This window comes from Klebsiella sp. CN_Kp104, assembly GCF_040064515.1.
Classification (GTDB): Bacteria; Pseudomonadota; Gammaproteobacteria; order Enterobacterales; family Enterobacteriaceae; genus Klebsiella; species Klebsiella aerogenes.
In genome coordinates, this window is sequence record NZ_JBEAII010000013.1 from 1 (window position 1) to 26,136 (window position 26,136).

Below are 26,136 nucleotides of genomic sequence, written 5' to 3' on the forward strand. Positions count from 1 at the left end.
ACGATGGTCTGCGTTTCGCAATCCGTGAAGGCGGCCGTACCGTTGGCGCGGGCGTTGTAGCTAAAGTTCTGGGCTAATTCGTTAGCTTTGAATTAAAAAGGGCGCTTCGGCGCCCTTTTTGCTGTCTATGATTTGGTGATAAGCCGCGATGGTATAAATATTCATAAAGTGCGCCGCCAGGGATAATTAATAAACAGTCTATTGTAATCATAACTATTCTCATTTAAACTTTGTGCATAAATTGAACGGGAGTTTATATGTACGTTTGTTTGTGCAATGGCGTAAGCGATAAAAAAATCCGTCAGGTTGTGCGTCAATTTCAACCGCAATCTTTTCAACAATTACGCAAGTTTATTCCCGTTGGAAATCAATGCGGTAAGTGCGTCCGCGCGGCACGTGAAGTGATGGAAGATGAATTAACCAGCATGCCGGAATTCAAAGAAATCGCCTGATCGCGACTCTTCTCTTTTTGACATCCTTATAGCCCGGACTACGCTTCAATAAGTGGAAGCGGAGGGACTTTATAATGAAAGGTGATGTCAAAATCATAAGTTATCTCAATAAATTATTGGGAAACGAACTGGTTGCTATTAACCAGTATTTTCTTCATGCAAGAATGTTCAAGAACTGGGGCCTGATGCGCCTCAACGATATTGAATATCATGAATCTATCGATGAGATGAAACACGCCGATAAGTACATCGAGCGTATTTTGTTTCTTGAAGGGCTGCCTAACCTGCAGGATCTCGGTAAACTTGGCATCGGTGAGGATGTTGAAGAGATGTTGCAGTCTGACTTAAGGTTGGAACTGGAAGGCGCGCAAAACCTGCGCGAGGCAATCGCCTATGCCGACAGCGTTCATGATTATGTCAGTCGCGATATGATGATTGAAATCCTTGCCGATGAAGAAGGCCATATTGACTGGCTGGAAACAGAGCTAGATTTAATTGGTAAAATCGGTCTGCAAAATTACCTTCAATCGCAGATCAAAGTGTCAGACTAGCGAACGTCTGCCACCCGCACCAAAAACCCGCTGCAGTCAGAAATGGCCCAAACGGCAGCGGGTTGTTCAAATCCCATCGTTGTTGCCTCCTCCTCCTGAGCAGCGCCAATGTCACCCATGTCATCCCGGCAAACAGAGAGGCGACCAATACCAACTGCGGCAACCTTTGCCAGCCGTGCCAGGCGCCGAGGGCGGCAAGGTATTTAACGTCGCCGTAACCTAGTCCCTCATATCCGCGAAGCCCGCGATATAGCCAATAGAGCAGGGCAAAAAAAAGATAGCCGGCAATTGCCCCCCAGACGGCATCTTCTAACCGCTGCGGCGCCAGACACAGGTAAAAAACAAGACCGCTCCACAGCAGGGGGCAGGTGAGTCTGTCGGGAAGAAGACCGTGAAGCAGGTCCTGACGGCACAGCGCAAGGGTTAATCCACAGTAGCAAAGTAAGAAGGGGAGGACGGTGAGCATGGAGCACTCCTGTTCGGGGATAATGCGCTCACTTTGCTTATCGTCGCGCCTTTGCGCAAAGCGCGTTTGTGTAAGATGGATGGCTGCTTCCTGACTTATTTATCGTGTTATTGCATTGCCGAACGCCTGGGCGAGAAGACGCGCAAATTGTGGTGATGATTTTCTAATCAGCACTTGCGTCGCGCCTGAATTTGCGTATAATGCGCGGGCCTGTCAAAATTGACGGCCGGTTCGATATGAGCCCTGGTAGCGCAGTTTGCTACCTAACAATGTTCCCAATCGGGGAACTCTGTAAGAACGGTTACACTCTCCCATCAATCGTAATGGGTATGAGGAGTAATCATTTCGTCTATAAAATAATTGGAGCTCTGGTCTCATGCAGAACCAAAGAATCCGTATCCGCCTTAAAGCGTTTGATCATCGTCTGATCGATCAATCAACCGCGGAAATCGTCGAGACTGCTAAGCGCACTGGTGCGCAAGTCCGTGGTCCGATCCCGCTGCCGACCCGCAAAGAGCGTTTCACCGTTCTGATCTCTCCGCACGTCAACAAAGATGCGCGTGATCAGTACGAGATTCGTACTCACAAGCGTCTGGTTGACATCGTTGAGCCAACTGAAAAAACCGTTGATGCTCTGATGCGTCTGGACCTGGCTGCCGGTGTAGACGTGCAGATCAGCCTGGGTTAATCAGGTCATCGAGCGATTGAGAGGTTGATACAATGATTGGTTTAGTCGGTAAAAAAGTGGGTATGACCCGCATCTTCACTGAAGATGGCGTCTCTATCCCAGTAACCGTTATCGAAGTTGAAGCAAACCGCGTTACTCAGGTCAAAGATCTGGCTAACGATGGCTATCGCGCTATTCAGGTTACCACTGGTGCTAAAAAAGCTAACCGTGTAACTAAGCCGGAAGCTGGTCACTTTGCTAAAGCTGGCGTAGAAGCTGGCCGCGGCCTGTGGGAGTTCCGTCTGGCAGATGGTGAAGAATACACCGTTGGTCAGAACATTAGCGTTGAACTGTTTGCTGACGTTAAAAAAGTTGACGTAACCGGTACCTCTAAAGGTAAAGGTTTCGCTGGTACCGTTAAGCGCTGGAACTTCCGTACCCAGGACGCTACCCACGGTAACTCCTTGTCTCACCGCGTTCCGGGTTCTATCGGTCAGAACCAGACTCCGGGCAAAGTGTTCAAAGGCAAGAAAATGGCAGGTCAGCTGGGCAACGAACGCGTTACTGTTCAGAGCCTGGACGTAGTACGTGTTGACGCTGAGCGCAACCTGCTGCTGGTTAAAGGTGGTGTTCCGGGTGCAACCGGCTGCGACCTGATCGTTAAACCAGCTGTGAAGGCGTAAGGGGATAGCAATGGAATTAGTATTGAAAGACGCGCAGAGCGCGCTGACTGTTTCCGAAACTACCTTCGGTCGTGATTTCAACGAAGCGCTGGTTCACCAGGTTGTTGTTGCTTATGCAGCTGGTGCGCGTCAGGGTACTCGTGCTCAGAAGACTCGTGCTGAAGTAACTGGTTCAGGCAAAAAGCCATGGCGCCAGAAAGGTACCGGCCGTGCGCGTTCAGGTTCTATCAAGAGCCCGATCTGGCGTTCCGGTGGCGTAACCTTCGCTGCTCGTCCGCAGGACCACAGTCAAAAAGTTAACAAGAAGATGTACCGCGGCGCGCTGAAAAGCATTCTGTCCGAACTGGTACGTCAGGATCGTCTGATCGTTGTCGAGAAGTTCTCTGTAGAAGCGCCTAAAACTAAGCTGCTGGCTCAGAAACTGAAAGACATGGCTCTGGAAGATGTGCTGATCATCACCGGTGAGCTGGACGAGAACCTGTTCCTGGCCGCACGTAACCTGCACAAGGTTGACGTACGCGATGCGACTGGTATCGACCCGGTTAGCCTGATCGCCTTCGACAAAGTCGTAATGACTGCTGATGCTGTTAAGCAAGTTGAGGAGATGCTGGCATGATTCGTGAAGAACGTCTGCTGAAGGTGCTGCGCGCACCGCACGTTTCTGAAAAAGCGTCTACTGCGATGGAAAAAACCAACACCATCGTTCTCAAAGTTGCTAAAGACGCGACCAAAGCAGAAATCAAAGCTGCTGTGCAGAAACTGTTTGAAGTCGAAGTCGAAGTCGTTAACACCCTGGTAGTTAAAGGGAAAGTTAAACGTCACGGACAGCGTATCGGTCGTCGTAGCGACTGGAAAAAAGCTTACGTCACCCTGAAGGAAGGCCAGAATCTGGACTTCGTCGGCGGCGCTGAGTAAGTCGGAGGAGTAATACAATGGCAGTTGTTAAATGTAAACCGACATCTCCGGGTCGTCGCCACGTTGTTAAAGTGGTCAACCCAGAGCTGCACAAGGGCAAACCTTTTGCTCCGCTGGTTGAAAAAAACAGCAAATCCGGCGGTCGTAACAACAATGGCCGTATCACCACTCGTCATATCGGTGGTGGTCACAAGCAGGCTTACCGTATTGTTGACTTCAAACGCAACAAAGATGGTATCCCGGCAGTTGTTGAACGTCTTGAGTACGATCCGAACCGTTCCGCGAACATCGCGCTGGTTCTGTACAAAGACGGTGAGCGCCGTTACATTCTGGCCCCGAAAGGCCTGAAAGCTGGCGACCAGATTCAGTCTGGCGTTGATGCTGCAATCAAAGCAGGCAACACCCTGCCGATGCGCAATATCCCGGTTGGTTCTACCGTTCATAACGTAGAAATGAAACCAGGTAAAGGCGGTCAGCTGGCTCGTTCCGCTGGTACTTACGTTCAGATCGTTGCTCGTGACGGTGCTTATGTCACCCTGCGTCTGCGTTCTGGTGAAATGCGTAAAGTCGAAGCAGACTGCCGCGCTACTCTGGGCGAAGTTGGCAATGCTGAGCATATGCTGCGCGTTCTGGGTAAAGCAGGTGCTGCACGCTGGCGTGGTGTTCGTCCTACCGTTCGCGGTACTGCGATGAACCCAGTCGATCACCCACATGGTGGTGGTGAAGGTCGTAACTTTGGTAAGCACCCGGTATCCCCGTGGGGCCTGCAGACCAAAGGTAAGAAGACCCGCAGCAACAAGCGTACTGATAAATTCATCGTACGTCGCCGTAGCAAATAATTTTAGAGGATAAGCCATGCCACGTTCTCTCAAGAAAGGTCCTTTTATTGACCTGCACTTGCTGAAGAAGGTAGAGAAAGCGGTGGAAAGCGGAGACAAGAAGCCCCTGCGCACTTGGTCCCGTCGTTCAACGATCTTTCCTAACATGATCGGTTTGACCATCGCTGTCCATAATGGTCGTCAGCACGTTCCAGTCTTTGTTTCCGACGAAATGGTTGGTCACAAACTGGGTGAATTCGCACCGACTCGTACTTATCGCGGCCACGCTGCTGATAAAAAAGCGAAGAAGAAATAAGGTAGGAGGAAGAGATGGAAACTTTAGCTCAACATCGCCATGCTCGTTCTTCTGCTCAGAAGGTTCGCCTTGTAGCTGACCTGATTCGCGGTAAGAAAGTGTCGCAGGCCCTGGATATTCTGACCTACACCAACAAAAAAGCTGCTGTACTGGTCAAGAAGGTACTGGAATCTGCCATTGCTAACGCTGAACACAACGATGGCGCTGACATTGATGATCTGAAAGTTGCGAAAATTTTCGTAGACGAAGGCCCGAGCATGAAGCGCATTATGCCGCGTGCTAAAGGTCGTGCAGATCGCATCCTGAAGCGCACCAGCCACATCACTGTGGTTGTGTCCGATCGCTGAGACTCTGGAGACTAGCAATGGGTCAGAAAGTACATCCTAATGGTATTCGCCTGGGTATTGTCAAACCATGGAACTCTACCTGGTTCGCGAACACCAAAGAATTCGCTGACAACCTGGACAGCGATTTTAAAGTACGTCAGTTCTTAACTAAAGAGCTGGCTAAAGCGTCTGTATCTCGCATCGTTATCGAGCGTCCGGCTAAGAGCATCCGTGTGACCATTCACACTGCTCGCCCGGGTATCGTTATCGGTAAGAAAGGCGAAGACGTAGAAAAACTGCGCAAGGTCGTAGCGGATATCGCTGGCGTTCCTGCACAGATCAATATTGCCGAAGTTCGTAAGCCTGAACTGGACGCTAAATTGGTTGCTGACAGCATCACTTCTCAGCTGGAACGTCGCGTTATGTTCCGTCGTGCTATGAAGCGTGCTGTACAGAACGCAATGCGTCTGGGCGCTAAAGGTATCAAAGTTGAAGTTAGCGGCCGTCTGGGCGGCGCGGAAATCGCACGTACCGAATGGTACCGTGAAGGTCGCGTACCGCTGCACACTCTGCGTGCTGACATCGACTACAACACCTCTGAAGCGCACACCACTTACGGTGTAATCGGCGTTAAGGTATGGATCTTCAAAGGTGAGATCCTGGGTGGTATGGCTGCTGTTGAACAACCGGAACCGGCTGCTCAACCTAAAAAGCAGCAGCGTAAAGGCCGTAAATAAGGAGCGTCGCTGATGTTACAACCAAAGCGTACAAAATTCCGTAAAGTGCACAAAGGCCGCAACCGTGGTCTGGCGCAGGGTACGGATGTTAGCTTCGGCACTTTCGGTCTGAAAGCTGTTGGCCGTGGTCGTCTGACTGCACGTCAGATCGAAGCAGCACGTCGTGCTATGACCCGTGCAGTTAAGCGTCAAGGTAAGATCTGGATCCGTGTATTCCCGGACAAACCGATCACCGAGAAGCCGCTGGAAGTTCGTATGGGTAAAGGTAAAGGTAACGTGGAGTACTGGGTTGCCTTGATTCAGCCGGGTAAAGTCCTTTATGAAATGGACGGCGTACCGGAAGAGCTGGCCCGTGAAGCATTCGGCCTGGCAGCAGCGAAACTGCCGATCAAAACCACCTTTGTAACTAAGACGGTGATGTAATGAAAGCAAAAGAGCTGCGTGAAAAAAGCGTTGAAGAGCTGAACGCTGAGCTGCTGAACCTGCTGCGTGAGCAGTTCAACCTGCGTATGCAGGCTGCAAGTGGCCAGCTGCAACAGACTCATCTGCTGAAGCAAGTGCGTCGTGATGTTGCACGCGTTAAGACTTTACTGACTCAGAAGGCGGGTGCGTAATGACCGATAAAATCCGTACTCTGCAAGGTCGCGTAGTTAGCGACAAAATGGAGAAATCCATTGTTGTTGCTATCGAACGTTTTGTGAAACACCCGATCTACGGTAAATTCATCAAACGTACGACCAAACTGCACGTACATGACGAGAACAACGAATGTGGTATCGGCGACAAGGTTGAAATCCGTGAATGCCGTCCACTGTCCAAGACTAAGTCCTGGACGCTGGTTCGCGTTGTAGAGAAAGCGGTTCTGTAATAGAGTACGCATTCTCAATACGAATAAACGGCTCAGCGATGGGCCGTTTATTTTTTCTACCCATATTGCAGAAGCGGTGTTATAATGCCGCGCCCTCGATATGGGGCTTTTTAACGACCCAGCTTTTGGGTCCCAGTAGTAGTTGACATTAGCGGAGCACTAAAATGATCCAAGAACAGACTATGCTGAACGTCGCCGACAACTCCGGTGCACGTCGCGTAATGTGTATCAAGGTTCTGGGTGGCTCGCACCGTCGCTACGCAGGCGTAGGCGACATCATCAAGATCACCATCAAAGAAGCAATTCCGCGTGGTAAGGTCAAGAAAGGTGATGTGCTGAAGGCGGTAGTGGTGCGCACCAAGAAGGGTGTTCGTCGCCCGGACGGTTCTGTCATTCGCTTCGATGGTAATGCATGCGTTATTTTAAACAATAACAGCGAGCAACCTATCGGTACGCGTATTTTTGGGCCGGTAACTCGTGAACTTCGTAACGAGAAGTTCATGAAAATTATCTCTCTGGCACCAGAAGTACTCTAAGGAGCGAATCATGGCAGCGAAAATCCGTCGTGATGACGAAGTTATCGTGTTAACCGGTAAAGATAAAGGTAAACGCGGTAAAGTTAAAAATGTCCTGTCTTCCGGCAAGGTCATTGTTGAAGGTATCAACCTGGTTAAGAAACATCAGAAGCCGGTTCCGGCCCTGAACCAACCAGGCGGCATCGTAGAGAAAGAAGCAGCTATTCAAGTCTCTAACCTTGCTATCTTCAACGCGGCAACCGGCAAGGCTGACCGTGTAGGCTTTAGATTCGAAGACGGCAAAAAAGTCCGTTTCTTCAAATCTAATAGCGAAACTATCAAGTAATTTGGAGTAGTACGATGGCGAAACTGCATGATTACTACAAAGACGAAGTAGTCGCTAAACTCATGACTGAGTTTAACTACAATTCTGTCATGCAAGTCCCTCGGGTCGAGAAGATCACCCTGAACATGGGTGTTGGTGAAGCGATCGCTGACAAGAAACTGCTGGATAACGCAGCAGCTGACCTGACAGCAATCTCCGGTCAAAAACCGCTGATCACCAAAGCACGCAAATCAGTTGCAGGCTTCAAAATCCGTCAGGGCTATCCGATCGGCTGTAAAGTAACTCTGCGCGGCGAGCGCATGTGGGAGTTCTTTGAGCGCCTGATCACTATTGCTGTACCGCGTATCCGTGACTTCCGTGGCTTGTCCGCTAAGTCTTTCGACGGTCGTGGTAACTACAGCATGGGTGTCCGTGAGCAGATCATCTTCCCAGAAATCGACTACGATAAAGTCGACCGCGTTCGTGGTTTGGATATTACCATTACCACTACTGCGAAATCTGATGAAGAAGGCCGCGCTCTGCTGGCTGCCTTTGACTTCCCGTTCCGCAAGTAAGGTAGGGTTACTTAATGGCTAAGCAATCAATGAAAGCACGCGAAGTAAAGCGCGTGGCTTTAGCTGATAAATTCTTCGCTAAACGCGCTGAACTGAAAGCTATCATCTCTGATGTGAACGCAACCGACGAAGATCGTTGGAACGCTGTTCTCAAGCTGCAGACTCTGCCGCGTGATTCCAGCCCGTCTCGTCAGCGTAATCGCTGCCGTCAAACAGGTCGTCCGCATGGTTTCCTGCGGAAGTTCGGGTTGAGCCGTATTAAGGTCCGTGAAGCCGCTATGCGCGGTGAAATCCCGGGTCTGAAAAAGGCTAGCTGGTAATTGTCACCAATTGAATCACGGGAGTAAAGACAGATGAGCATGCAAGATCCGATCGCGGATATGCTGACCCGTATCCGTAACGGTCAGGCCGCGAATAAAGCTGCGGTCACCATGCCTTCCTCCAAGCTGAAAGTGGCAATTGCCAACGTGCTGAAGGAAGAAGGCTTTATTGAAGATTTTAAAGTTGAAGGCGACATCAAGCCGGAACTGGAACTGACTCTTAAGTATTTCCAGGGTAAAGCTGTTGTAGAAAGCATTCAGCGTGTCAGCCGCCCAGGTCTGCGCATCTACAAACGTAAAGATGAGCTGCCGAAAGTTATGGCGGGTCTGGGTATCGCAGTTGTTTCTACCTCTAAAGGTGTTATGACTGATCGTGCAGCGCGCCAAGCTGGTCTTGGTGGCGAAATTATCTGCTACGTAGCCTAATCGGAGGAAAAAATGTCTCGTGTTGCTAAAGCACCGGTCGTTGTTCCTGCCGGCGTTGACGTTAAAGTCAACGGTCAGGTTATTACGATCAAAGGTAAAAATGGCGAGCTGACTCGTACTCTCAACGATGCTGTTGAAGTTAAACATGCAGATAATGCACTGACCTTCGGTCCGCGTGATGGTTACGTAGACGGATGGGCTCAGGCTGGTACCGCGCGTGCCCTGCTGAACTCAATGGTTATCGGTGTTACCGAAGGCTTCACTAAAAAGCTTCAGCTGGTTGGTGTAGGCTATCGTGCAGCGGTCAAAGGGGATGTAGTAAACCTGGCTTTAGGTTTCTCTCATCCTGTTGAGCATAAACTGCCGGCCGGTATCACTGCAGAATGTCCGACTCAAACTGAAATCGTGCTGAAAGGCGCTGATAAGCAGGTGATCGGTCAGGTTGCAGCAGATCTGCGCGCCTACCGTCGTCCTGAGCCTTACAAAGGCAAGGGTGTTCGTTACGCCGACGAAGTCGTGCGTACCAAAGAGGCTAAGAAGAAGTAAGGTAACACTATGGATAAGAAATCTGCTCGTATCCGTCGTGCGACCCGCGCACGCCGCAAGCTCCAGGAGCTGGGTGCAACTCGCCTGGTGGTACATCGTACCCCGCGTCATATTTACGCACAGGTAATTGCTCCGAATGGTTCTGAAGTTCTGGTAGCTGCTTCTACTGTAGAAAAAGCTATCTCTGAACAACTGAAGTACACCGGTAACAAAGACGCGGCTGCAGCTGTGGGTAAAGCTGTTGCTGAACGCGCTCTGGAAAAAGGCATCAAAGATGTTTCCTTTGACCGTTCCGGGTTCCAATATCATGGTCGTGTCCAGGCACTGGCAGATGCTGCCCGTGAAGCTGGCCTTCAGTTCTAAGGTAGAGGTGTAAGATGGCTCACATCGAAAAACAAGCTGGCGAACTGCAGGAAAAGCTGATCGCGGTAAACCGCGTATCTAAAACCGTTAAAGGTGGTCGTATTTTCTCCTTCACAGCTCTGACTGTAGTTGGTGATGGTAACGGTCGCGTAGGTTTTGGTTACGGTAAAGCGCGTGAAGTTCCAGCAGCGATCCAGAAAGCGATGGAAAAAGCCCGTCGCAATATGATTAACGTCGCGCTGAATACTGGCACCCTGCAGCACCCGGTTAAGGGTACTCACACGGGTTCTCGTGTATTCATGCAGCCGGCTTCCGAAGGTACCGGTATCATCGCCGGTGGTGCAATGCGCGCCGTTCTGGAAGTCGCTGGGGTTCGTAACGTTCTGGCTAAAGCATATGGTTCCACCAACCCGATCAACGTGGTTCGTGCAACTATTGATGGCCTGGAAAATATGAAGTCTCCAGATATGGTCGCTGCCAAGCGTGGTAAATCCGTTGAAGAAATTCTGGGGAAATAAACCATGGCAAAGACTATTAAAATTACTCAAACCCGCAGTGCAATCGGTCGTTTGCCGAAACACAAGGCAACGCTGCTTGGCCTGGGTCTGCGTCGTATTGGTCACACCGTAGAGCGCGAGGATACTCCTGCTGTTCGTGGTATGGTCAACGCGGTTTCCTTCATGGTTAAAGTTGAGGAGTAAGAGATGCGTTTAAATACTCTGTCTCCGGCCGAAGGCTCCAAAAAGGCGGGTAAACGCCTGGGTCGTGGTATCGGTTCTGGCCTCGGTAAAACCGGTGGTCGTGGTCACAAAGGTCAGAACTCTCGTTCTGGCGGTGGCGTACGTCGCGGTTTCGAGGGTGGTCAGATGCCACTGTACCGTCGTCTGCCGAAATTCGGCTTCACTTCTCGTAAAGCAATGATCACTGCAGAAGTTCGTCTGTCTGATCTGGCTCACGTAGAAGGCGATGTGGTAGACCTGAACACGCTGAAAGCGGCTAACATTATCGGTATCCAGATCGAGTTCGCGAAAGTGATCCTGTCTGGTGAGGTAACTCGTCCGGTAACTGTTCGTGGCCTGCGCGTGACTAAAGGCGCTCGTGCTGCTATCGAAGCTGCTGGCGGTAAAATTGAGGAATAAGTAGCAGATGGCTAAACAACCGGGATTAGATTTTCAAAGTGCCAAAGGTGGAATTGGCGAACTGAAACGCAGACTTCTGTTTGTTATCGGTGCGCTGATTGTGTTCCGTATTGGCTCTTTTATTCCGATCCCTGGTATTGATGCCACTGTACTTGCCAAACTGCTTGAGCAACAGCGAGGCACCATCATTGAAATGTTTAACATGTTCTCTGGTGGTGCTCTCAGCCGTGCTTCTATCTTTGCTCTGGGGATCATGCCGTATATTTCGGCGTCGATCATTGTCCAGCTGCTGACCGTTGTTTATCAACCGCTGGCAGAACTGAAGAAAGAAGGGGAGTCTGGTCGTCGTAAGATCAGCCAGTACACCCGCTACGGTACTCTGGTGCTGGCTATATTCCAGTCGATCGGTATTGCTACCGGTCTACCGAATATGCCTGGTATGCAGGGCCTGGTGATTAATCCGGGCTTTGCATTCTATTTCACCGCTGTTGTTAGTCTGGTCACAGGGACTATGTTCCTGATGTGGCTCGGCGAACAGATCACCGAACGCGGTATCGGAAACGGTATCTCGATCCTGATCTTCGCCGGGATCGTTGCGGGACTCCCGCCGGCCATCGCCCATACTATCGAGCAAGCGCGTCAAGGCGACCTGCACTTCCTCCTGTTGCTGTTGGTTGCAGTATTAGTATTTGCAGTGACCTTCTTCGTTGTATTCGTTGAACGTGGTCAACGCCGCATTGTGGTAAACTACGCTAAGCGTCAACAGGGTCGTCGTGTCTATGCTGCACAGAGCACACATTTACCGCTGAAAGTGAATATGGCGGGGGTAATCCCGGCAATCTTCGCTTCCAGTATTATTCTGTTCCCGGCGACCATCACGTCATGGTTCGGGGGCGGTACTGGTTGGAACTGGCTGACAACAATTTCGCTGTATTTGCAGCCTGGGCAACCGCTTTATGTGTTACTCTATGCGTCTGCAATCATCTTCTTCTGTTTCTTCTACACGGCGTTGGTTTTCAACCCGCGTGAAACAGCAGATAACCTGAAGAAGTCCGGTGCATTTGTACCAGGAATTCGTCCGGGAGAACAAACGGCGAAGTATATCGATAAAGTAATGACCCGCCTGACTCTGGTCGGTGCGTTGTATATCACTTTTATCTGCCTGATCCCGGAGTTCATGCGTGATGCAATGAAAGTGCCGTTCTACTTCGGTGGAACCTCGCTGCTTATTGTTGTCGTCGTGATTATGGACTTTATGGCTCAAGTGCAAACTCTGATGATGTCTAGTCAGTATGAGTCTGCATTGAAGAAGGCGAACCTGAAAGGCTACGGCCGCTAACTGGTCGCCCGAGAAGTTACGGAGAGTAAAAATGAAAGTTCGTGCTTCCGTCAAGAAATTATGCCGTAACTGCAAAATCGTTAAGCGTGATGGTGTCATCCGTGTGATTTGCAGTGCCGAGCCAAAGCATAAACAGCGCCAAGGCTGATTTATTCGCATATTTTTCTTGCAAAGTTGGGTTGAGCTGGCTAGATTAGCCAGCCAATCTTTTGTATGTCTGTACGTTTCCATTTGAGTATCCTGAAAACGGGCTTTTCAGCATGGTACGTACATATTAAATAGTAGGAGTGCATAGTGGCCCGTATAGCAGGCATTAACATTCCTGATCAGAAACATACCGTAATTGCTTTAACTGCAATTTTTGGTATCGGCAAGACCCGCTCTAAAGCCATCTGCGCTGAAACGGGTATCGCTGAAAATGTTAAGATCAGTGAGCTGTCTGAAGAACAGATTGATTCTCTGCGTGAAGCAGTAGGTAAATTTGTCGTTGAAGGTGATCTGCGCCGTGAAATCACCCTGAGCATCAAGCGTCTGATGGACCTTGGTTGCTACCGTGGTTTACGCCATCGTCGTGGTCTTCCGGTTCGCGGTCAGCGTACTAAGACCAACGCACGTACCCGTAAGGGTCCGCGTAAACCGATCAAGAAATAATCGGGGTGATTGAATAATGGCAAAGGCACCAGTTCGTGCACGTAAGCGTGTAAGAAAACAAGTCTCTGATGGCGTGGCTCATATCCATGCTTCTTTTAACAACACCATCGTTACCATCACTGATCGTCAGGGTAACGCGCTGGGTTGGGCAACAGCCGGTGGTTCCGGTTTCCGTGGTTCTCGCAAATCCACTCCGTTTGCAGCTCAGGTTGCAGCAGAGCGTTGCGCAGAAGCCGTAAAAGAATACGGCATCAAGAATCTGGAAGTTATGGTTAAAGGTCCGGGTCCAGGTCGCGAATCTACTATTCGTGCACTGAACGCCGCTGGTTTCCGCATCACTAATATTACTGATGTGACTCCGATCCCTCATAACGGTTGTCGTCCGCCGAAAAAACGTCGCGTATAACGCCTCGTTTCTAGGATTGTTGGAGAAAGAAAATGGCAAGATATTTGGGTCCTAAGCTCAAGCTGAGCCGTCGTGAGGGCACTGACTTATTCCTTAAGTCTGGCGTTCGCGCGATCGATACCAAGTGTAAAATTGAACAAGCTCCTGGCCAGCACGGTGCGCGTAAGCCGCGTCTGTCTGACTATGGTGTGCAGTTGCGTGAAAAGCAAAAAGTTCGCCGTATGTACGGTGTGCTGGAGCGTCAGTTCCGTAACTACTATAAAGAAGCAGCACGTCTGAAAGGCAACACCGGTGAAAACCTGTTGGCTCTGCTGGAAGGTCGTCTGGACAACGTTGTATACCGTATGGGCTTCGGCGCCACTCGTGCTGAAGCACGCCAGCTGGTTAGCCACAAGGCTATCATGGTAAACGGTCGTGTTGTTAACATCGCTTCTTATCAGGTAAAAGCGAATGACGTTGTTAGCATCCGTGAGAAAGCGAAAAAGCAATCTCGCGTGAAAGCCGCTCTGGAGCTGGCTGAGCAGCGTGAAAAGCCAACCTGGCTGGAAGTTGATGCTGGCAAGATGGAAGGTACGTTCAAGCGTCAGCCGGAGCGTTCTGATCTGTCTGCGGACATTAACGAACACCTGATCGTCGAGCTTTACTCCAAGTAAAGCTTAGTACCAAAGAGAGGACACAATGCAGGGTTCTGTGACAGAGTTTCTAAAACCGCGCCTGGTCGATATCGAGCAAGTGAGTTCGACGCACGCCAAGGTGACCCTTGAGCCTTTAGAGCGTGGCTTCGGCCATACTCTGGGTAACGCACTGCGCCGTATTCTGCTCTCATCGATGCCGGGTTGCGCGGTGACCGAGGTTGAGATTGATGGTGTACTGCACGAGTACAGCACCAAAGAAGGCGTTCAGGAAGACATCCTTGAAATCCTGCTCAACCTGAAAGGGCTGGCGGTGAGAGTTCAGGGTAAAGATGAAGTCATCCTTACTTTGAATAAATCTGGCATTGGCCCTGTGACTGCAGCCGACATTACCCACGACGGTGATGTCGAAATCGTCAAGCCGCAGCACGTGATCTGCCACCTGACCGATGAGAACGCATCTATTAGCATGCGCATCAAAGTTCAGCGCGGTCGCGGTTATGTGCCGGCTTCTGCCCGAATTCATTCGGAAGAAGATGAGCGCCCAATCGGCCGTCTGCTGGTCGACGCCTGCTACAGCCCTGTAGAGCGTATTGCCTACAATGTTGAAGCCGCGCGTGTTGAGCAGCGTACCGACCTGGACAAGCTGGTCATCGAGATGGAAACCAACGGCACAATCGATCCTGAAGAGGCGATTCGTCGTGCGGCAACCATTCTGGCTGAACAACTGGAAGCTTTCGTTGACTTACGTGATGTACGTCAGCCGGAAGTGAAAGAAGAGAAACCAGAGTTCGATCCGATCCTGCTGCGCCCTGTTGACGATCTGGAATTGACTGTCCGCTCTGCTAACTGCCTCAAGGCAGAAGCTATCCACTATATCGGTGATCTGGTACAGCGTACCGAGGTTGAGTTGCTGAAAACGCCGAACCTGGGTAAAAAATCTCTTACTGAGATTAAAGACGTGCTGGCTTCACGTGGTCTGTCTCTGGGCATGCGCCTGGAAAACTGGCCGCCGGCAAGCATTGCTGACGAGTAACCGGATCACAGGTTAAGGTTTTACTGAGAAGGATAAGGTCATGCGCCATCGTAAGAGTGGTCGTCAACTGAACCGCAACAGCAGCCATCGCCAGGCTATGTTCCGTAACATGGCAGGTTCGCTGGTTCGTCATGAGATCATCAAGACGACCCTGCCGAAAGCGAAAGAACTGCGTCGCGTAGTTGAGCCGCTGATTACTCTTGCCAAGACTGATAGCGTTGCTAATCGTCGTCTGGCATTCGCCCGCACTCGTGATAACGAGATCGTGGCAAAACTGTTTAACGAGCTGGGCCCGCGTTTCGCGAGCCGCGCCGGTGGTTACACTCGCATTCTGAAGTGTGGCTTCCGTGCAGGCGACAACGCGCCGATGGCATACATCGAGCTGGTTGATCGTGCTGAGCTGAAAGCAGAAGCTGCTGCAGAGTAATCTGTAGTAACGTAAAAAAACCCGCCCCGGCGGGTTTTTTTATATCTACCGCAATCCCACTTCACTACACTATCTGTACTCTTTTTGTTCATCCCTGGGAGCCGTATAATGTGGTTACTGGACCAGTGGGCAGAACGCCACATCCTCGACGCACAGTCTAAAGGCGAGTTTGATAATCTGACCGGCAGCGGCGAACCGCTGGCGCTGGATGATGATTCACACGTGCCCCCTGAACTGCGCGCCGGTTATCGCTTATTAAAAAATGCCGGCTGTTTGCCACCGGAGCTTGAGTTACGTAGAGATGCCATGGCGTTGAGCGACTTACTCAAGACCGTAGAGCATGATGATCCGCGGTATACTGAATTAAATCGTCGCTTGACTCTGTTTGAACTGAAATTACGTCAGGCGGGTATGAATACCGATTTTCTACGCGGTGATTATGCCGATAGACTGTGGCACAAAATTAACGAGGAGTAGCTATGTATCGGATTGGCGAACTGGCCAAACTGGCTGATGTCACCCCGGATACCATCCGCTATTACGAAAAGCAGCAAATGATGGATCACGATATTCGCACTGAAGGCGGTTTCCGCCTCTATTCGGATAACGATCTGCAGCGGCTGCGCTTTATCCGTTATGCCAGGCAATTAGGCTTCACTCTGGAGTCGATCCGCGAATTATTATCGATCCGCATCGATCCAGAACATCATACTTGTCAGGAGTCTAAAGGGATCGTCCAGGCCCGCCTGAGTGAAGTCGAAGCGCGTATCAAAGAACTTGAAACAATGCGGCGTTCTCTGCAGCGTCTGAATGATGCCTGCTGCGGCACGGCGCACAGTAGCGTTTACTGCTCTATTCTCGAAGCCTTAGAGCAAGGCGCCAGCGGTAGCCATGCCGGGCGTTGATTTTTTACGCGCGTGGATCTACACTCGCGCCGAATTCATACATTGACTGGAGTTACTATGAGTCGCTATCAGCATACCAAAGGGCAAATTAAAGATAATGCGATTGAGGCATTACTGCATGACCCATTATTCAGACAGCGGATTGAGAAAAATAAGAAAGGGAAAGGAAGCTATCAACGTAAAGACAAACATGCAGGACGTAATGACCGGGAGGCCAGTGGCAAGCAAGCGAATCGCTTTTTTACCACTGGCCTTCTGCTTTCTGTGTGCTGATTAAGAACGGTTATTTTGTTCTTTTAACAGATCGCGGATTTCACTCAGAAGTACTTCTTCTTTGCTCGGTGCCGGAGCGGCTGGCGCTTCTTCTTTCTTACGGTTCAGTTTATTCATCAGTTTGATCGCCATGAAAATCGCAAAGGCGACGATGATGAAATCGAAGACGTTCTGAATAAACACACCATAATGCATGACAACGGCCGGGACATCTCCCTGCGCATCGCGTAGCGTAACGGCGAACTGTTTAAAGTCGATCCCGCCAATGAGCAAACCCAGCGGAGGCATAATAATATCGGCCACTAAAGACGATACAATTTTACCAAATGCTGCACCAATGATGACACCCACTGCCAAATCGACAACATTCCCGCGCATCGCGAATTCGCGGAATTCTTTTAACATACCCATTTTACTCTCCTTGAGCCAGCTGACATTGATAAGTTTATCAAATGTATTTCCATTTTCCATTGCTGTTGAATAATTGCTGGAAAATATTATCCATTGATAAATAAGGGATAATAAAAAGGCGTCTGCGCGACGCCCATTGTAATTACAGGAAGAACGGACTCGGCTGGAATAGTCTCTCAACATCGGAGATAAATTTCTTGTCGGTCAGGAACATAATTACGTGGTCGCCTTGCTCAATACGTAAATTATTATTGGCGATCATTACGTCATTGCCGCGCACCACCGCGCCAATAATGGTGCCTGGCGGCAGCTTAATTTCATCAATTGAACGGCCGACTACCCGCGAGGTGCTTTCATCGCCATGCGCGACGGCCTCAATGGCTTCGGCAACGCCGCGGCGTAGCGACGAAACACCGACAATATCAGCTTTACGTACGTGGCTCAGCAAGGCAGAAATCGTGGCTTGTTGCGGTGATATCGCAATATCGATCACGCTTCCCTGAACCAGATCAACATATGCGCGACGCTGGATCAGCACCATGACCTTCTTCGCGCCCATCCGCTTGGCTAGCATTGCCGACATGATATTGGCTTCGTCATCGTTGGTGACGGCAATAAAGAGATCGACTTGATCGATATGCTCTTCCGCTAGTAACTCTTGATCCGATGCATCGCCATAAAAGACGATCGTATTCTGCAGCTTTTCGGCAAGTTCAGCAGCACGCTGTTGATCGCGCTCGATCAACTTCACGCTGTAGTCTTTCTCCAGCCTGTGAGCGAGGCCCGCGCCGATGTTGCCGCCGCCGACCAGCATAATGCGTTTGTAGGGTTTCTCCAGACGTTGGAGTTCGCTCATTACCGCGCGAATATGTTGCGACGCGGCGATAAAGAAGACTTCGTCGCCCGCTTCTACGATGGTTGATCCCTGCGGGCGAATCGGCCGATCGTGGCGGAAAATTGCCGCAACGCGCGTGTCGATGTGCGGCATATGTTCGCGCATCGTGGAAAGCGCATTACCGACCAGCGGGCCGCCATAATAAGCCTTTACAACGGCCAGGCTTACTTTTCCTTCGGCGAAGTTCACTACCTGCAGCGCGCCCGGATATTCGATCAGGCGGTAGATATTATCGATGACTAACTGCTCCGGAGCGATCAGATGGTCAATTGGCACCGCTTCTGAATGGAAAAGCTTATCGGCATCACGAACGTAATCGGGCGAACGAATACGGGCGATACGATTCGGTGTATTAAACAGCGAATAGGCGACCTGGCAGGCTACCATGTTGGTCTCATCCGAACTGGTTACGGCGACCAGCATATCGGCATCATCGGCGCCAGCTTCGCGCAGCACGCGCGGATGCGAACCGTGGCCCTGAACGACGCGGAGATCGAACTTATCCTGCAGGCCGCGCAGACGGTCGCCGTTGGTATCGACAAGGGTAATATCGTTGTTTTCGCCAACGAGATTTTCCGCCAGCGTGCCGCCTACCTGTCCGGCGCCAAGAATAATAATCTTCATCAGCAGTGACCCATTAATTGCGCTTTTTGATTAGCTTAGCGTAAAAGAAGCCATCGCCTTCTTCCGCCCCAGGCAGATTTTGCTGACCCGGGGTTTCCGGCGTTCCCGTCTCATGGAGTTCGGCATCTTGGGTACGGGTCAGGAAAGCGGCGATTTGTTGGCTGTTCTCTTCCGGCAAAATAGAGCATGTCGCATAGACCAGCGTACCGCCAGGCTTAAGATGAGCCCAGGTGGCATCGAGAATTTCTGCCTGTAATTGCGCCAGCTCGGCGATATCGCGATCCCGGCGCAGCCATTTAATATCCGGATGGCGACGGATAACGCCGGTGGCCGAACATGGCGCATCCAGCAAAATACGATCGAACTGCTCATCGCCGCACCACTGTTCAGGATAGCGACCATCGCCCTGTTTTACTTCTGCTTTCATGCCCAGACGTTTCAGGTTGTCATAGACACGGGACAGGCGCTGCTGGTCGATGTCGACCGCCATCAGACTCGCCTGCGGCGCGACTTCCAGAATATGCGTTGTCTTGCCGCCTGGCGCCGCGCAGAGATCGAGAATGCGCTCGCCGTTTGCCGGTTGCAAGTAGCGCATGCAGCCCTGGGCTGAAGCGTCCTGAACGGTTACCCAGCCTTTATCAAATCCTGGTAACGCATGGACCGGGGCTGGGGTCGCAAGACGGACGGCATCCGGATAGTCCGGGTGAGTGAAACCCTGTAAACCAGCGTCTTCCAGCAGTGCGAGCCATTCATCTCGCGAATGATGATTGCGATTCACACGCAGCCACATTGGCGGACGTAGATTATTGGCTGACACAATATCCTGCCATTGTTGCGGCCAGGCCTGCTGCAGACGTTTAAGCAGCCATTTAGGATGGAGATAACGGTTCTCGTGCTGGGCGAATTCGGCCAGCAGCTCTTCCTGCTGGCGCTGAAACTGGCGTAATACACCATTGATAAGCCCTTTAAGCTGCGGACGCTTAATTGCCACCACGCCTTCCACCGTTTCCGCTAGCGCGGCGTGCGGGGGAATTCGCGTATAAAGTAGCTGATACAGGCCGACCATGATCAGGAAATGTACGGTACGCTGTTTGCCGGTCATCGGGCGGGCCATCAGCTTACCGATTAGCCACTCGAGTTGGCTGAGAGTGCGCAAAACGCCGAAGCACAGCTCCTGCAGCAGCGCTTTGTCTTTCTCGCTCACTTTTTGCTGCAGCGGCGGCAGAACATTGCTTAAAGACTGGCCTTTCTCAACGACCTGCTCAATGGCCTGGGCTGCCAGGCTGCGTAAATTAATATTCTTTTTCATAAGCGCAAAAATAAAAATGCCCGGCGAACCCGGGCTTTAGAAGAGAAGTGCGTCAGGCAAGACGGTTTCCGGGGATAAACCATTCCCGGCGAGAGTTCAGTAAATCCTGGGCACTCATCGCTTTTTTCCCTGCCGGCTGCAGTGATTCCAGATTCAGAATCCCGTTGCCGGTGGCGACCTGGATCCCTTGCTTGGTTGCTGCGACGATCGTACCTGGCTCAGCGTTGGCGGACTCTGTAATAACGGATGCGCGCCACACCTTCACCGGTTGCTCATCGATTTCCAGCCAGCTCATCGGCCAGGGATTAAATGCGCGGATGCAGCGTTCGAGCTGTTCTGCGGAAAGCGACCAATCAATACGGGCCTCTTCCTTACTCAGCTTCTCGGCGTAGCTGACCCGCGATTCGTCCTGAACTTCAGGCTCTGCGCTACCATCCGCCAGCTGCGCTAAGGTCGCCAGTAGACCCTCTGGTCCAAGGTTGGCCAGTTTATCGTACAGGCTGCCGCTGGTATCTTCCGCGGTAATCGGGCAGGAGAGTTTATACAGCATGTCACCGGTATCAAGACCGACGTCCATCTGCATGATGGTTACACCGGTTTCGGCATCGCCAGCCCATAGCGAACGCTGAATCGGCGCTGCGCCACGCCAGCGAGGAAGCAGGGAGCCGTGAACGTTAATGCAGCCCAAACGCGGCATTTCAAGAACCGCTTTCGGCAGGATCAGTCCATAAGCCACGACGACCATAACATCGGCGTTAAGGTCGGCAACTAATTGCTGATTTTCCTGCGGACGTAGGGAAGATGGCTGGAAGACCGGTAGATTATTGGCTTCAGCCAGCACTTTTACCGGGCTCGGCATCAATTTTTTGCCGCGACCAGCAGGACGGTCGGGCTGAGTAAATACGCCGACAACCTGATGTTCAGACGACAACAGCGCGTCAAGGTGACGCGCTGCAAAGTCGGGGGTTCCGGCGAAAATGATACGTAGTGTTTGTGACACGTTAATCCTTGTTATCAGGCACGGGTGCGTAAACGATCCAGTTTTTCAACTTTCTGGCGGATGCGCTGCTGTTTGAGCGGCGACAGATAGTCAATGAACAGCTTACCGACCAGGTGATCCATTTCATGCTGGATACAAATAGCCAACAAGCCATCAGCTTTCAGTTCGAAAGTCTTACCTTCACGGTCCAGCGCGCGGATTTTTACGGTTTCGGCTCGTGGAACCAGCGCACGTTGTTCCGGAATTGACAAACAACCTTCTTCAATGCCGGTTTCGCCGTCTTTTTCGAGTAGCTCTGGGTTGATGAGCACCAGACGCTCTTCACGGTTTTCCGAGACATCGATAACGATAATGCGCTGATGGATATCCACCTGCGTGGCGGCCAGACCAATACCTTCTTCAGCGTACATCGTGTCGAACATATCATCGACGATACGCTGAATTTCTGCATTCACTTCTTTGACCGGCTCGGCGACTTTGCGAAGGCGCTCGTCCGGAATATGTAACACTTGCAAAACTGCCATAAAGATCCAGAGTCGTATTCAGTAGTTGATAAGATTATTACCTCTATTCTAGACAAAACCCCCTCTAATTGACAGTCTCGCTAACCAATCACAAGGATTGGCTGAGCCGCTAATGGCAGGGGGGAACGGATGACGCCCACGGAGATTTGGTTGCGCCTGATGCGGGTGAATAACCTGTACGGCGATGAAATGGTATTGATTGCACGACGGCTAGGATGTGCAGGCCAGCTGAATACTGAAACGTTGCGGGCTGCGGGTTTAACTAAAGCGCAGGCAACACAGTTTCTTGCCCTCAACCAACAGCAAATTGATGTTTCACTGCAATGGTTAGAGCAACCAGAACATCATCTGATCACGGCGGATCACGCGCTCTATCCGCCGCAGCTGCGCGCTATCGATGATTATCCCGGCGCGCTGCTGGTCTGCGGTAACGTCGATCTCCTGTGTAGCCGGCAGCTGGCTATCATTGGGAGCCGTGCACACTCGTGGTACGGCGCGCGGTGGGGAAAAGCATTCAGTGAAGCGCTTGCTCAGTATGGCTTGACCCTTACCAGTGGTCTGGCGTTGGGGATTGATGGCATCGCCCACCGCGGGGCATTGGCGGCAAAGGGAAAAACCATCGCCGTATTAGGCAACGGTCTCTCTGATATCTACCCGCACCGGCATCGGGCTTTAGCAAAGCAGATCGTGGAAAGCGGCGGCGCGCTACTTTCCGAATTTCCTCTCTCTGCATTACCCTTACCGGGGAATTTCCCGCGCCGCAACCGGATTATCAGCGGGTTAAGCGCTGGGGTTCTGGTGATAGAGGCCGCCTTGAAAAGCGGTTCTCTGGTAACTGTCCGTTGCGCGCTGGAGCAGGGGAGAGATGTTTTTGCCCTGCCTGGGCCAATTGGTAATCCTGGCTCTGAAGGGCCGCACTGGCTAATAAAGCAGGGAGCAGTTCCGGTTACCGTGCCGGAAGAGATCCTTGAGTATTGGCAATATGAGCTTTCAGCGCGGGAAGAGACCGCTGATTTGCTAAATAATTACGCAGATCAGCCTCCTGTAGCATTGCCATTTCCAGAGCTCCTGGCTAACGTAGGAGATGAGGTAACACCTGTTGACGTTGTCGCTGAACGTGCCGGCCAATCTGTGCCAGTAACCGTAGCCCAGCTACTTGAACTGGAGTTAGCAGGCTGGATCGCAGCTGTACCCGGCGGCTATGTCCGATTAAGGAGGGCAAGCCATGTTCGACGTACTCATGTATTTGTTTGAGACTTATATCCATAACGAAGCAGAAATGCGCGTGGATCAGGACAAACTAACGCGGGATCTGACCGATGCAGGTTTTGAACGGGAAGATATCTATAACGCGTTAATGTGGCTCGAGAAACTGGCTGATTATCAGGAAGGTCTCGTTGAACCCATGCAGCTCGCCTCCGATCCGCTCTCTCTTCGGGTATACACCGACGAAGAGTGCCAGCGTCTGGATGCCAGCTGTCGAGGATTTTTACTCTTCCTCGAGCAGATCCAGGTGTTGAACCTCGAAACGCGAGAAATGGTGATAGAGCGCGTACTGGCGCTGGATACGGCAGAGTTTGAACTGGAAGACCTGAAATGGGTGATCCTGATGGTTCTGTTTAATATTCCAGGCTGTGAAAACGCCTATCAGCAAATGGAAGAATTACTCTTCGAAGTAAATGAAGGTATGCTGCATTAATCTTATTGCAGCAACATCGAGTTGTTATGACCAAATCAGCACTGTTTTCGGTGCGTAAAAACGAGCCCTGCCCGCAGTGCGGGGCCGAACTGGTGATTCGTTCCGGGAAACATGGCCCGTTTCTCGGCTGTTCTCACTATCCGGACTGTGACTATGTCCGTCCCCTGAAAAGTCAGGCGGACGGCCATATCGTCAAGGTGCTGGAGGGGCAAGAGTGCCCATCTTGCGGCGCTGTCATGGTGTTACGCCAGGGGCGTTTTGGTATGTTCATCGGCTGCAGTCGCTATCCCGAATGCGAACATACCGAGCTGATTGATAAACCTGATGAGACCGCTATCGCGTGTCCGCAATGCGGACAGGGTCATCTGGTGCAGCGTCGCTCCCGTTTCGGTAAAACCTTTCATTCCTGCGATCGCTACCCTGATTGCCAGTTCGTAATTAATTTTAAACCGGTGGCGGGCGAATGCCCTGAATGCCATTACCCGCTATTAATAGAAAAGAAAACGGCGCAGGGTGTTAAACGCTTTTGCGCCAGTAAACAATGTGGAAAGCCGATCCCGGCGGAACAAATAAGTGAATAAAAACCTGCCCTCAGAGACCGTCGCCCAGGCTGTCGCGGTACTGAATAATGAACATGTCATCGCCTATCCAACCGAAGCTGTGTTTGGCGTCGGTTGCGATCCGGATAGCGAAACGGCCGTGATGCGCCTACTGGCGTTAAAGCAACGCCCCGTGGAAAAGGGGCTGATACTTATCGCCGCCAGTTTTGACCAACTGAAACCGTATATTGATGATTCCCGATTAAGCGACGCGCAGAGAGCGGTTATCTTTGCCAGTTGGCCTGGGCCGGTGACGTTTGTGTTCCCGGCGCGTCCGGATACGCCACGCTGGCTGACGGGGCGCTTTGATTCGCTTGCCGTGCGCGTTACCGATCACCCACTGGTAATTGAATTATGTGAAGCCTACGGAAAGCCGCTGGTCTCGACGAGCGCCAACTTAACCGGTCAGCCGCCGTGCCGGACTACTGCTGAAGTACGCGCCCAGTTTGGCGATAGTTTCCCGGTGGTGGATGGCGCAACGGGCGGGCGGCAAAACCCATCTGAAATTCGTGATGCCCTGACGGGTGAACAGTTCCGCCAGGGGTAATTAATGGAAACTTATGCCGTTTTTGGTAACCCTATAGCCCATAGCAAGTCGCCTTCTATTCATCAGCTGTTTGCCAAACAGTTAGATATTGCGCACCCCTATGGTCGGGTACTGGCGCCATTGGATGATTTTGTTAATACCCTGGATGCTTTCTTCAACACGGGCGGTAAGGGCGCTAACGTGACCGTCCCTTTCAAAGAAGAAGCGTTTGCCCGCGCCGACGAACTCACCGAGCGCGCTGCGCTAGCCGGCGCGGTCAATACGTTAAAGCGTCTTGAGGATGGTCGTCTGCTTGGCGACAATACGGATGGCATTGGGTTATTAAGCGACTTAGAGCGTCTGGGCTTTATCAAGCCTGGTATGAGGATTTTATTGATTGGCGCAGGCGGCGCATCTCGCGGCGTATTGTTACCGCTGCTCTCTTTAGATTGCGCGGTCACCATCGTTAACCGTACTTTTTCCCGCGCTCATGAGCTGGCAACGCTATTTGCTCATACCGGCAGCGTTAGTGCGTTATCGCTGGATAAACTGGAAGGCCATCAGTTCGATCTCATTATTAACGCGACGTCCAGCGGAATAAGCGGCGATATCCCGGCAATACCTTCCTCGTTAATTCATGCCGATGTTTACTGCTATGACATGTTTTATCAGAAAGGAAATACGCCATTTCTGCATTGGTGCCAACAGTATGGCGCTAAAAAAATGGCAGATGGATTAGGTATGCTGGTGGCTCAGGCCGCACATGCTGTTCTGCTGTGGCACGGTAGACTACCGGAAATTGCCCCGGTGATTGCCGTTTTACATCAGGAACTGAATGCGTGAACCAGGCGATCCAATTTCCCGATAGAGAAGAGTGGGACGCTGAACGGCAGTGCATCGTTTTCCCCGCGTTGGTCAATGGCATGCAGTTAACTTGCGCGATTCTGGGTCAGACACTGCAGCAACGGTTCGGTGGCGATGAGCCAGCGCGATGGCTGGCTCTCTTTAGTGAACATCGCTGGGATTTGGAAGATGAAGCGGAAGCGTTGATTCGCGATCGGCAAGAAGATCATCAGGGTTGGCTCTGGCTTTCCTGATCCAGGTAGTCGTCTTTCCACTTCACATAGTTGTTGGCTGAATACTTCAGCCCTGCATATTCCGCCTCCGTCAGGGGGCGGATTTGTTTTACCGGGTTGCCAAAATAGAGATAACCGCTTTCCAGCCGCTTGTTTTGCGGCACCAGGCTGCCGGCGCCGATCATCACGTCATCTTCTACTACCACGCCATCCAGCAGAATTGACCCCATTCCGACAAGAATGCGATTGCCGATAGTGCAGCCGTGCAGCATGACCTTATGCCCGACGGTGACATCTTCTCCTATGAGTAGCGGATTACCCTCAGGGTTATAAGACGACTTATGGGTGACATGCAGGACGCTACCGTCCTGAATATTCGAACGTGCGCCGATAGACACATAATTCACGTCGCCTCGGATGGCGACCAGCGGCCAAATGCTGACGTCATCGGCAATTCTGACATCGCCGATCACAACGCTGCTGGGATCCACCATCACCCGCAGACCGATTTGAGGGAATAATTCTTTATAAGGACGTAAATAACTGGACATGACTGCCTCAACATCAGGGTAGATAACCAGACTTTGGTAGCTTTCAGGCGCTCCCGCAACCCCTTTTTCTGATAAAAATTGAGCTATTTGAGCAATAACAGTGCGAAAAGCGCGAAAAATCATCATTCAGAAAAAAAGATCGAAAAAAGGCTTGTGCAAAAAAATGGGATCCCTATAATGCGCACCCACTGACACGGCAGATGTGAATCACTTCACACAAACAGCCGGTTCGGTTGAAGAGAAAA

Annotated in this window: 46 protein-coding genes and 1 pseudogene; 40 read left to right on the forward strand and 7 right to left on the reverse strand. The window is 51.3% G+C overall.

Annotated elements, in window-relative coordinates; genetic code table 11:
• The 3 genes from ABLU80_RS13155 to bfr all read left to right on the forward strand — a co-directional run.
• Nucleotides 1-77: elongation factor Tu (locus tag ABLU80_RS13155; RefSeq protein ID WP_072077167.1), on the forward strand; the 77-nt coding region annotated here is incomplete at its 5' end.
• Between the two features lie 180 nt (nucleotides 78-257).
• Nucleotides 258-452, forward strand: coding sequence for a bacterioferritin-associated ferredoxin (gene bfd / locus ABLU80_RS13160; RefSeq protein WP_015369419.1), 195 nt, complete (start codon nucleotides 258-260; stop codon nucleotides 450-452).
• Between the two features lie 74 nt (nucleotides 453-526).
• A complete protein-coding gene (bfr, locus tag ABLU80_RS13165) occupies nucleotides 527-1,003 on the forward strand; it encodes a bacterioferritin (protein ID WP_015369420.1) in 477 nt (158 codons plus the stop codon).
• Here the strand turns inward: bfr and ABLU80_RS13170 are convergent.
• Nucleotides 987-1,469 carry an A24 family peptidase gene (locus tag ABLU80_RS13170; RefSeq protein WP_045380604.1) on the reverse strand — a complete coding sequence of 161 codons (483 nt, stop codon included), beginning with the start codon at nucleotides 1,467-1,469 and terminating at the stop codon, nucleotides 987-989. The genes bfr and ABLU80_RS13170 overlap by 17 nt on opposite strands.
• A gap of 376 nt (nucleotides 1,470-1,845) precedes the next feature.
• On the opposite strand from ABLU80_RS13170, the gene rpsJ reads away from it, so the two are divergent.
• The 31 genes and pseudogenes from rpsJ to ABLU80_RS13325 form a co-directional block, all read left to right on the forward strand.
• Complete coding sequence (rpsJ, locus tag ABLU80_RS13175) at nucleotides 1,846-2,157, forward strand: 30S ribosomal protein S10 (protein WP_001181005.1); 312 nt, start codon at nucleotides 1,846-1,848, stop codon at nucleotides 2,155-2,157.
• 32 nt (nucleotides 2,158-2,189) lie between these two features.
• On the forward strand, nucleotides 2,190-2,819 hold the full coding sequence (rplC, locus tag ABLU80_RS13180) for a 50S ribosomal protein L3 (protein ID WP_015369422.1): 630 nt from the start codon (nucleotides 2,190-2,192) through the stop codon (nucleotides 2,817-2,819).
• A 10-nt stretch (nucleotides 2,820-2,829) separates the two neighbouring features.
• Nucleotides 2,830-3,435 carry a 50S ribosomal protein L4 gene (gene rplD, locus ABLU80_RS13185; RefSeq protein WP_000424395.1) on the forward strand — a complete coding sequence of 202 codons (606 nt, stop codon included), beginning with the start codon at nucleotides 2,830-2,832 and terminating at the stop codon, nucleotides 3,433-3,435.
• Nucleotides 3,432-3,734 carry a 50S ribosomal protein L23 gene (gene rplW, locus ABLU80_RS13190; RefSeq protein ID WP_000617546.1) on the forward strand — a complete coding sequence of 101 codons (303 nt, stop codon included), beginning with the start codon at nucleotides 3,432-3,434 and terminating at the stop codon, nucleotides 3,732-3,734. The genes rplD and rplW overlap by 4 nt, the downstream gene beginning before the upstream one ends.
• Nucleotides 3,735-3,751: 17 nt before the next feature.
• A complete protein-coding gene (rplB, locus tag ABLU80_RS13195; protein ID WP_015369423.1) occupies nucleotides 3,752-4,573 on the forward strand; it encodes a 50S ribosomal protein L2 in 822 nt (273 codons plus the stop codon).
• Nucleotides 4,574-4,589: 16 nt separating this feature from the next.
• Nucleotides 4,590-4,868 carry a 30S ribosomal protein S19 gene (gene rpsS, locus ABLU80_RS13200; protein ID WP_001138115.1) on the forward strand — a complete coding sequence of 93 codons (279 nt, stop codon included), beginning with the start codon at nucleotides 4,590-4,592 and terminating at the stop codon, nucleotides 4,866-4,868.
• 14 nt (nucleotides 4,869-4,882) lie between these two features.
• Nucleotides 4,883-5,215: a 50S ribosomal protein L22 gene (gene rplV / locus ABLU80_RS13205; RefSeq protein ID WP_002919773.1), complete on the forward strand. Its 333-nt coding sequence runs from the start codon at nucleotides 4,883-4,885 to the stop codon at nucleotides 5,213-5,215.
• A 17-nt stretch (nucleotides 5,216-5,232) separates the two neighbouring features.
• The gene (gene rpsC / locus ABLU80_RS13210) at nucleotides 5,233-5,931 is read left to right on the forward strand and encodes a 30S ribosomal protein S3 (protein ID WP_002919766.1); all 699 of its coding nucleotides are present in this window, start codon (nucleotides 5,233-5,235) and stop codon (nucleotides 5,929-5,931) included.
• A 12-nt stretch (nucleotides 5,932-5,943) separates the two neighbouring features.
• Nucleotides 5,944-6,354 carry a 50S ribosomal protein L16 gene (rplP, locus tag ABLU80_RS13215; RefSeq protein ID WP_002919759.1) on the forward strand — a complete coding sequence of 137 codons (411 nt, stop codon included), beginning with the start codon at nucleotides 5,944-5,946 and terminating at the stop codon, nucleotides 6,352-6,354.
• The gene (gene rpmC, locus ABLU80_RS13220) at nucleotides 6,354-6,545 is read left to right on the forward strand and encodes a 50S ribosomal protein L29 (protein ID WP_002919754.1); all 192 of its coding nucleotides are present in this window, start codon (nucleotides 6,354-6,356) and stop codon (nucleotides 6,543-6,545) included. The genes rplP and rpmC overlap by 1 nt, the downstream gene beginning before the upstream one ends.
• A complete protein-coding gene (gene rpsQ, locus ABLU80_RS13225) occupies nucleotides 6,545-6,799 on the forward strand; it encodes a 30S ribosomal protein S17 (RefSeq protein ID WP_002438707.1) in 255 nt (84 codons plus the stop codon). The genes rpmC and rpsQ overlap by 1 nt, the downstream gene beginning before the upstream one ends.
• A gap of 164 nt (nucleotides 6,800-6,963) precedes the next feature.
• On the forward strand, nucleotides 6,964-7,335 hold the full coding sequence (rplN, locus tag ABLU80_RS13230; protein ID WP_000613954.1) for a 50S ribosomal protein L14: 372 nt from the start codon (nucleotides 6,964-6,966) through the stop codon (nucleotides 7,333-7,335).
• A gap of 10 nt (nucleotides 7,336-7,345) precedes the next feature.
• On the forward strand, nucleotides 7,346-7,660 hold the full coding sequence (rplX, locus tag ABLU80_RS13235) for a 50S ribosomal protein L24 (RefSeq protein WP_015369424.1): 315 nt from the start codon (nucleotides 7,346-7,348) through the stop codon (nucleotides 7,658-7,660).
• 14 nt (nucleotides 7,661-7,674) lie between these two features.
• Complete coding sequence (gene rplE, locus ABLU80_RS13240) at nucleotides 7,675-8,214, forward strand: 50S ribosomal protein L5 (protein WP_003031123.1); 540 nt, start codon at nucleotides 7,675-7,677, stop codon at nucleotides 8,212-8,214.
• A 14-nt stretch (nucleotides 8,215-8,228) separates the two neighbouring features.
• Nucleotides 8,229-8,534 (forward strand): 30S ribosomal protein S14, encoded by a 306-nt coding sequence (gene rpsN / locus ABLU80_RS13245; RefSeq protein WP_002919667.1) that lies wholly within the window; start codon nucleotides 8,229-8,231, stop codon nucleotides 8,532-8,534.
• 33 nt (nucleotides 8,535-8,567) lie between these two features.
• Nucleotides 8,568-8,960: a 30S ribosomal protein S8 gene (rpsH, locus tag ABLU80_RS13250; RefSeq protein ID WP_008807048.1), complete on the forward strand. Its 393-nt coding sequence runs from the start codon at nucleotides 8,568-8,570 to the stop codon at nucleotides 8,958-8,960.
• Between the two features lie 12 nt (nucleotides 8,961-8,972).
• Nucleotides 8,973-9,506, forward strand: a complete 534-nt coding sequence (rplF, locus tag ABLU80_RS13255; protein ID WP_008807049.1) for a 50S ribosomal protein L6 — start codon at nucleotides 8,973-8,975, stop codon at nucleotides 9,504-9,506.
• Nucleotides 9,507-9,515: 9 nt separating this feature from the next.
• On the forward strand, nucleotides 9,516-9,869 hold the full coding sequence (gene rplR, locus ABLU80_RS13260; protein WP_006817270.1) for a 50S ribosomal protein L18: 354 nt from the start codon (nucleotides 9,516-9,518) through the stop codon (nucleotides 9,867-9,869).
• 14 nt (nucleotides 9,870-9,883) lie between these two features.
• Complete coding sequence (gene rpsE, locus ABLU80_RS13265) at nucleotides 9,884-10,387, forward strand: 30S ribosomal protein S5 (protein ID WP_015703641.1); 504 nt, start codon at nucleotides 9,884-9,886, stop codon at nucleotides 10,385-10,387.
• Between the two features lie 3 nt (nucleotides 10,388-10,390).
• Nucleotides 10,391-10,570, forward strand: coding sequence for a 50S ribosomal protein L30 (gene rpmD, locus ABLU80_RS13270; RefSeq protein ID WP_001140434.1), 180 nt, complete (start codon nucleotides 10,391-10,393; stop codon nucleotides 10,568-10,570).
• 3 nt (nucleotides 10,571-10,573) lie between these two features.
• Complete coding sequence (gene rplO / locus ABLU80_RS13275; RefSeq protein ID WP_015369426.1) at nucleotides 10,574-11,008, forward strand: 50S ribosomal protein L15; 435 nt, start codon at nucleotides 10,574-10,576, stop codon at nucleotides 11,006-11,008.
• A gap of 7 nt (nucleotides 11,009-11,015) precedes the next feature.
• Complete coding sequence (gene secY, locus ABLU80_RS13280) at nucleotides 11,016-12,347, forward strand: preprotein translocase subunit SecY (protein WP_015703640.1); 1,332 nt, start codon at nucleotides 11,016-11,018, stop codon at nucleotides 12,345-12,347.
• A 31-nt stretch (nucleotides 12,348-12,378) separates the two neighbouring features.
• Nucleotides 12,379-12,495, forward strand: coding sequence for a 50S ribosomal protein L36 (rpmJ, locus tag ABLU80_RS13285; RefSeq protein WP_000868187.1), 117 nt, complete (start codon nucleotides 12,379-12,381; stop codon nucleotides 12,493-12,495).
• A gap of 146 nt (nucleotides 12,496-12,641) precedes the next feature.
• Nucleotides 12,642-12,998, forward strand: a complete 357-nt coding sequence (gene rpsM, locus ABLU80_RS13290; RefSeq protein ID WP_015369429.1) for a 30S ribosomal protein S13 — start codon at nucleotides 12,642-12,644, stop codon at nucleotides 12,996-12,998.
• A 16-nt stretch (nucleotides 12,999-13,014) separates the two neighbouring features.
• Entirely contained in the window at nucleotides 13,015-13,404 is a 390-nt protein-coding gene (gene rpsK / locus ABLU80_RS13295) for a 30S ribosomal protein S11 (protein WP_004388621.1), read from the forward strand.
• A gap of 32 nt (nucleotides 13,405-13,436) precedes the next feature.
• A complete protein-coding gene (gene rpsD / locus ABLU80_RS13300) occupies nucleotides 13,437-14,057 on the forward strand; it encodes a 30S ribosomal protein S4 (protein WP_002919224.1) in 621 nt (206 codons plus the stop codon).
• Between the two features lie 25 nt (nucleotides 14,058-14,082).
• Nucleotides 14,083-15,072 (forward strand): DNA-directed RNA polymerase subunit alpha, encoded by a 990-nt coding sequence (gene rpoA, locus ABLU80_RS13305; RefSeq protein WP_002438685.1) that lies wholly within the window; start codon nucleotides 14,083-14,085, stop codon nucleotides 15,070-15,072.
• 40 nt (nucleotides 15,073-15,112) lie between these two features.
• Nucleotides 15,113-15,499, forward strand: a complete 387-nt coding sequence (gene rplQ / locus ABLU80_RS13310; RefSeq protein ID WP_004868344.1) for a 50S ribosomal protein L17 — start codon at nucleotides 15,113-15,115, stop codon at nucleotides 15,497-15,499.
• A gap of 108 nt (nucleotides 15,500-15,607) precedes the next feature.
• Entirely contained in the window at nucleotides 15,608-15,976 is a 369-nt protein-coding gene (locus ABLU80_RS13315; RefSeq protein WP_045389777.1) for a DUF1992 domain-containing protein, read from the forward strand.
• A 2-nt stretch (nucleotides 15,977-15,978) separates the two neighbouring features.
• Nucleotides 15,979-16,404, forward strand: coding sequence for a Zn(2+)-responsive transcriptional regulator (zntR, locus tag ABLU80_RS13320; RefSeq protein WP_015369432.1), 426 nt, complete (start codon nucleotides 15,979-15,981; stop codon nucleotides 16,402-16,404).
• Between the two features lie 57 nt (nucleotides 16,405-16,461).
• Nucleotides 16,462-16,718, forward strand: a pseudogene (locus tag ABLU80_RS13325) (alternative ribosome-rescue factor A); the annotation flags it as partial.
• Here ABLU80_RS13325 and mscL read toward each other — a convergent pair.
• From mscL to def, 5 genes are all read right to left on the reverse strand, one after another.
• Entirely contained in the window at nucleotides 16,678-17,088 is a 411-nt protein-coding gene (gene mscL / locus ABLU80_RS13330) for a large-conductance mechanosensitive channel protein MscL (protein ID WP_015369434.1), read from the reverse strand. The pseudogene ABLU80_RS13325 and the gene mscL overlap by 41 nt on opposite strands.
• A gap of 142 nt (nucleotides 17,089-17,230) precedes the next feature.
• The gene (gene trkA, locus ABLU80_RS13335; RefSeq protein WP_015369435.1) at nucleotides 17,231-18,607 is read right to left on the reverse strand and encodes a Trk system potassium transporter TrkA; all 1,377 of its coding nucleotides are present in this window, start codon (nucleotides 18,605-18,607) and stop codon (nucleotides 17,231-17,233) included.
• A gap of 13 nt (nucleotides 18,608-18,620) precedes the next feature.
• A complete protein-coding gene (rsmB, locus tag ABLU80_RS13340) occupies nucleotides 18,621-19,916 on the reverse strand; it encodes a 16S rRNA (cytosine(967)-C(5))-methyltransferase RsmB (RefSeq protein ID WP_285178099.1) in 1,296 nt (431 codons plus the stop codon).
• A 52-nt stretch (nucleotides 19,917-19,968) separates the two neighbouring features.
• Nucleotides 19,969-20,916 carry a methionyl-tRNA formyltransferase gene (fmt, locus tag ABLU80_RS13345; RefSeq protein ID WP_015703637.1) on the reverse strand — a complete coding sequence of 316 codons (948 nt, stop codon included), beginning with the start codon at nucleotides 20,914-20,916 and terminating at the stop codon, nucleotides 19,969-19,971.
• A 14-nt stretch (nucleotides 20,917-20,930) separates the two neighbouring features.
• Nucleotides 20,931-21,440, reverse strand: a complete 510-nt coding sequence (gene def / locus ABLU80_RS13350) for a peptide deformylase (RefSeq protein WP_285178098.1) — start codon at nucleotides 21,438-21,440, stop codon at nucleotides 20,931-20,933.
• Nucleotides 21,441-21,569: 129 nt separating this feature from the next.
• Between def and dprA the strand changes: the two genes are divergently transcribed.
• The 6 genes from dprA to ABLU80_RS13380 are packed head-to-tail and all read left to right on the forward strand — an operon-like array spanning nucleotide 21,570 to nucleotide 25,361.
• A complete protein-coding gene (dprA, locus tag ABLU80_RS13355; protein WP_047080477.1) occupies nucleotides 21,570-22,694 on the forward strand; it encodes a DNA-protecting protein DprA in 1,125 nt (374 codons plus the stop codon).
• A complete protein-coding gene (gene smg / locus ABLU80_RS13360; RefSeq protein WP_015369440.1) occupies nucleotides 22,666-23,139 on the forward strand; it encodes a DUF494 family protein Smg in 474 nt (157 codons plus the stop codon). The genes dprA and smg overlap by 29 nt, the downstream gene beginning before the upstream one ends.
• A 26-nt stretch (nucleotides 23,140-23,165) precedes the next feature.
• Nucleotides 23,166-23,720 (forward strand): type I DNA topoisomerase, encoded by a 555-nt coding sequence (locus ABLU80_RS13365; RefSeq protein WP_015369441.1) that lies wholly within the window; start codon nucleotides 23,166-23,168, stop codon nucleotides 23,718-23,720.
• A complete protein-coding gene (gene tsaC, locus ABLU80_RS13370; RefSeq protein WP_015369442.1) occupies nucleotides 23,713-24,285 on the forward strand; it encodes an L-threonylcarbamoyladenylate synthase type 1 TsaC in 573 nt (190 codons plus the stop codon). The genes ABLU80_RS13365 and tsaC overlap by 8 nt, the downstream gene beginning before the upstream one ends.
• A 3-nt stretch (nucleotides 24,286-24,288) precedes the next feature.
• Complete coding sequence (gene aroE / locus ABLU80_RS13375) at nucleotides 24,289-25,107, forward strand: shikimate dehydrogenase (RefSeq protein ID WP_032709258.1); 819 nt, start codon at nucleotides 24,289-24,291, stop codon at nucleotides 25,105-25,107.
• The gene (locus ABLU80_RS13380) at nucleotides 25,104-25,361 is read left to right on the forward strand and encodes a DUF1488 domain-containing protein (protein ID WP_072057803.1); all 258 of its coding nucleotides are present in this window, start codon (nucleotides 25,104-25,106) and stop codon (nucleotides 25,359-25,361) included. The genes aroE and ABLU80_RS13380 overlap by 4 nt, the downstream gene beginning before the upstream one ends.
• On the opposite strand, the gene ABLU80_RS13385 is transcribed toward ABLU80_RS13380, so the two are convergent.
• Entirely contained in the window at nucleotides 25,337-25,891 is a 555-nt protein-coding gene (locus ABLU80_RS13385; RefSeq protein WP_015703633.1) for a gamma carbonic anhydrase family protein, read from the reverse strand. The two genes, ABLU80_RS13380 and ABLU80_RS13385, sit on opposite strands and share 25 nt — an antisense overlap.
• Between the last annotated feature and the right edge of the window lie 245 nt (nucleotides 25,892-26,136).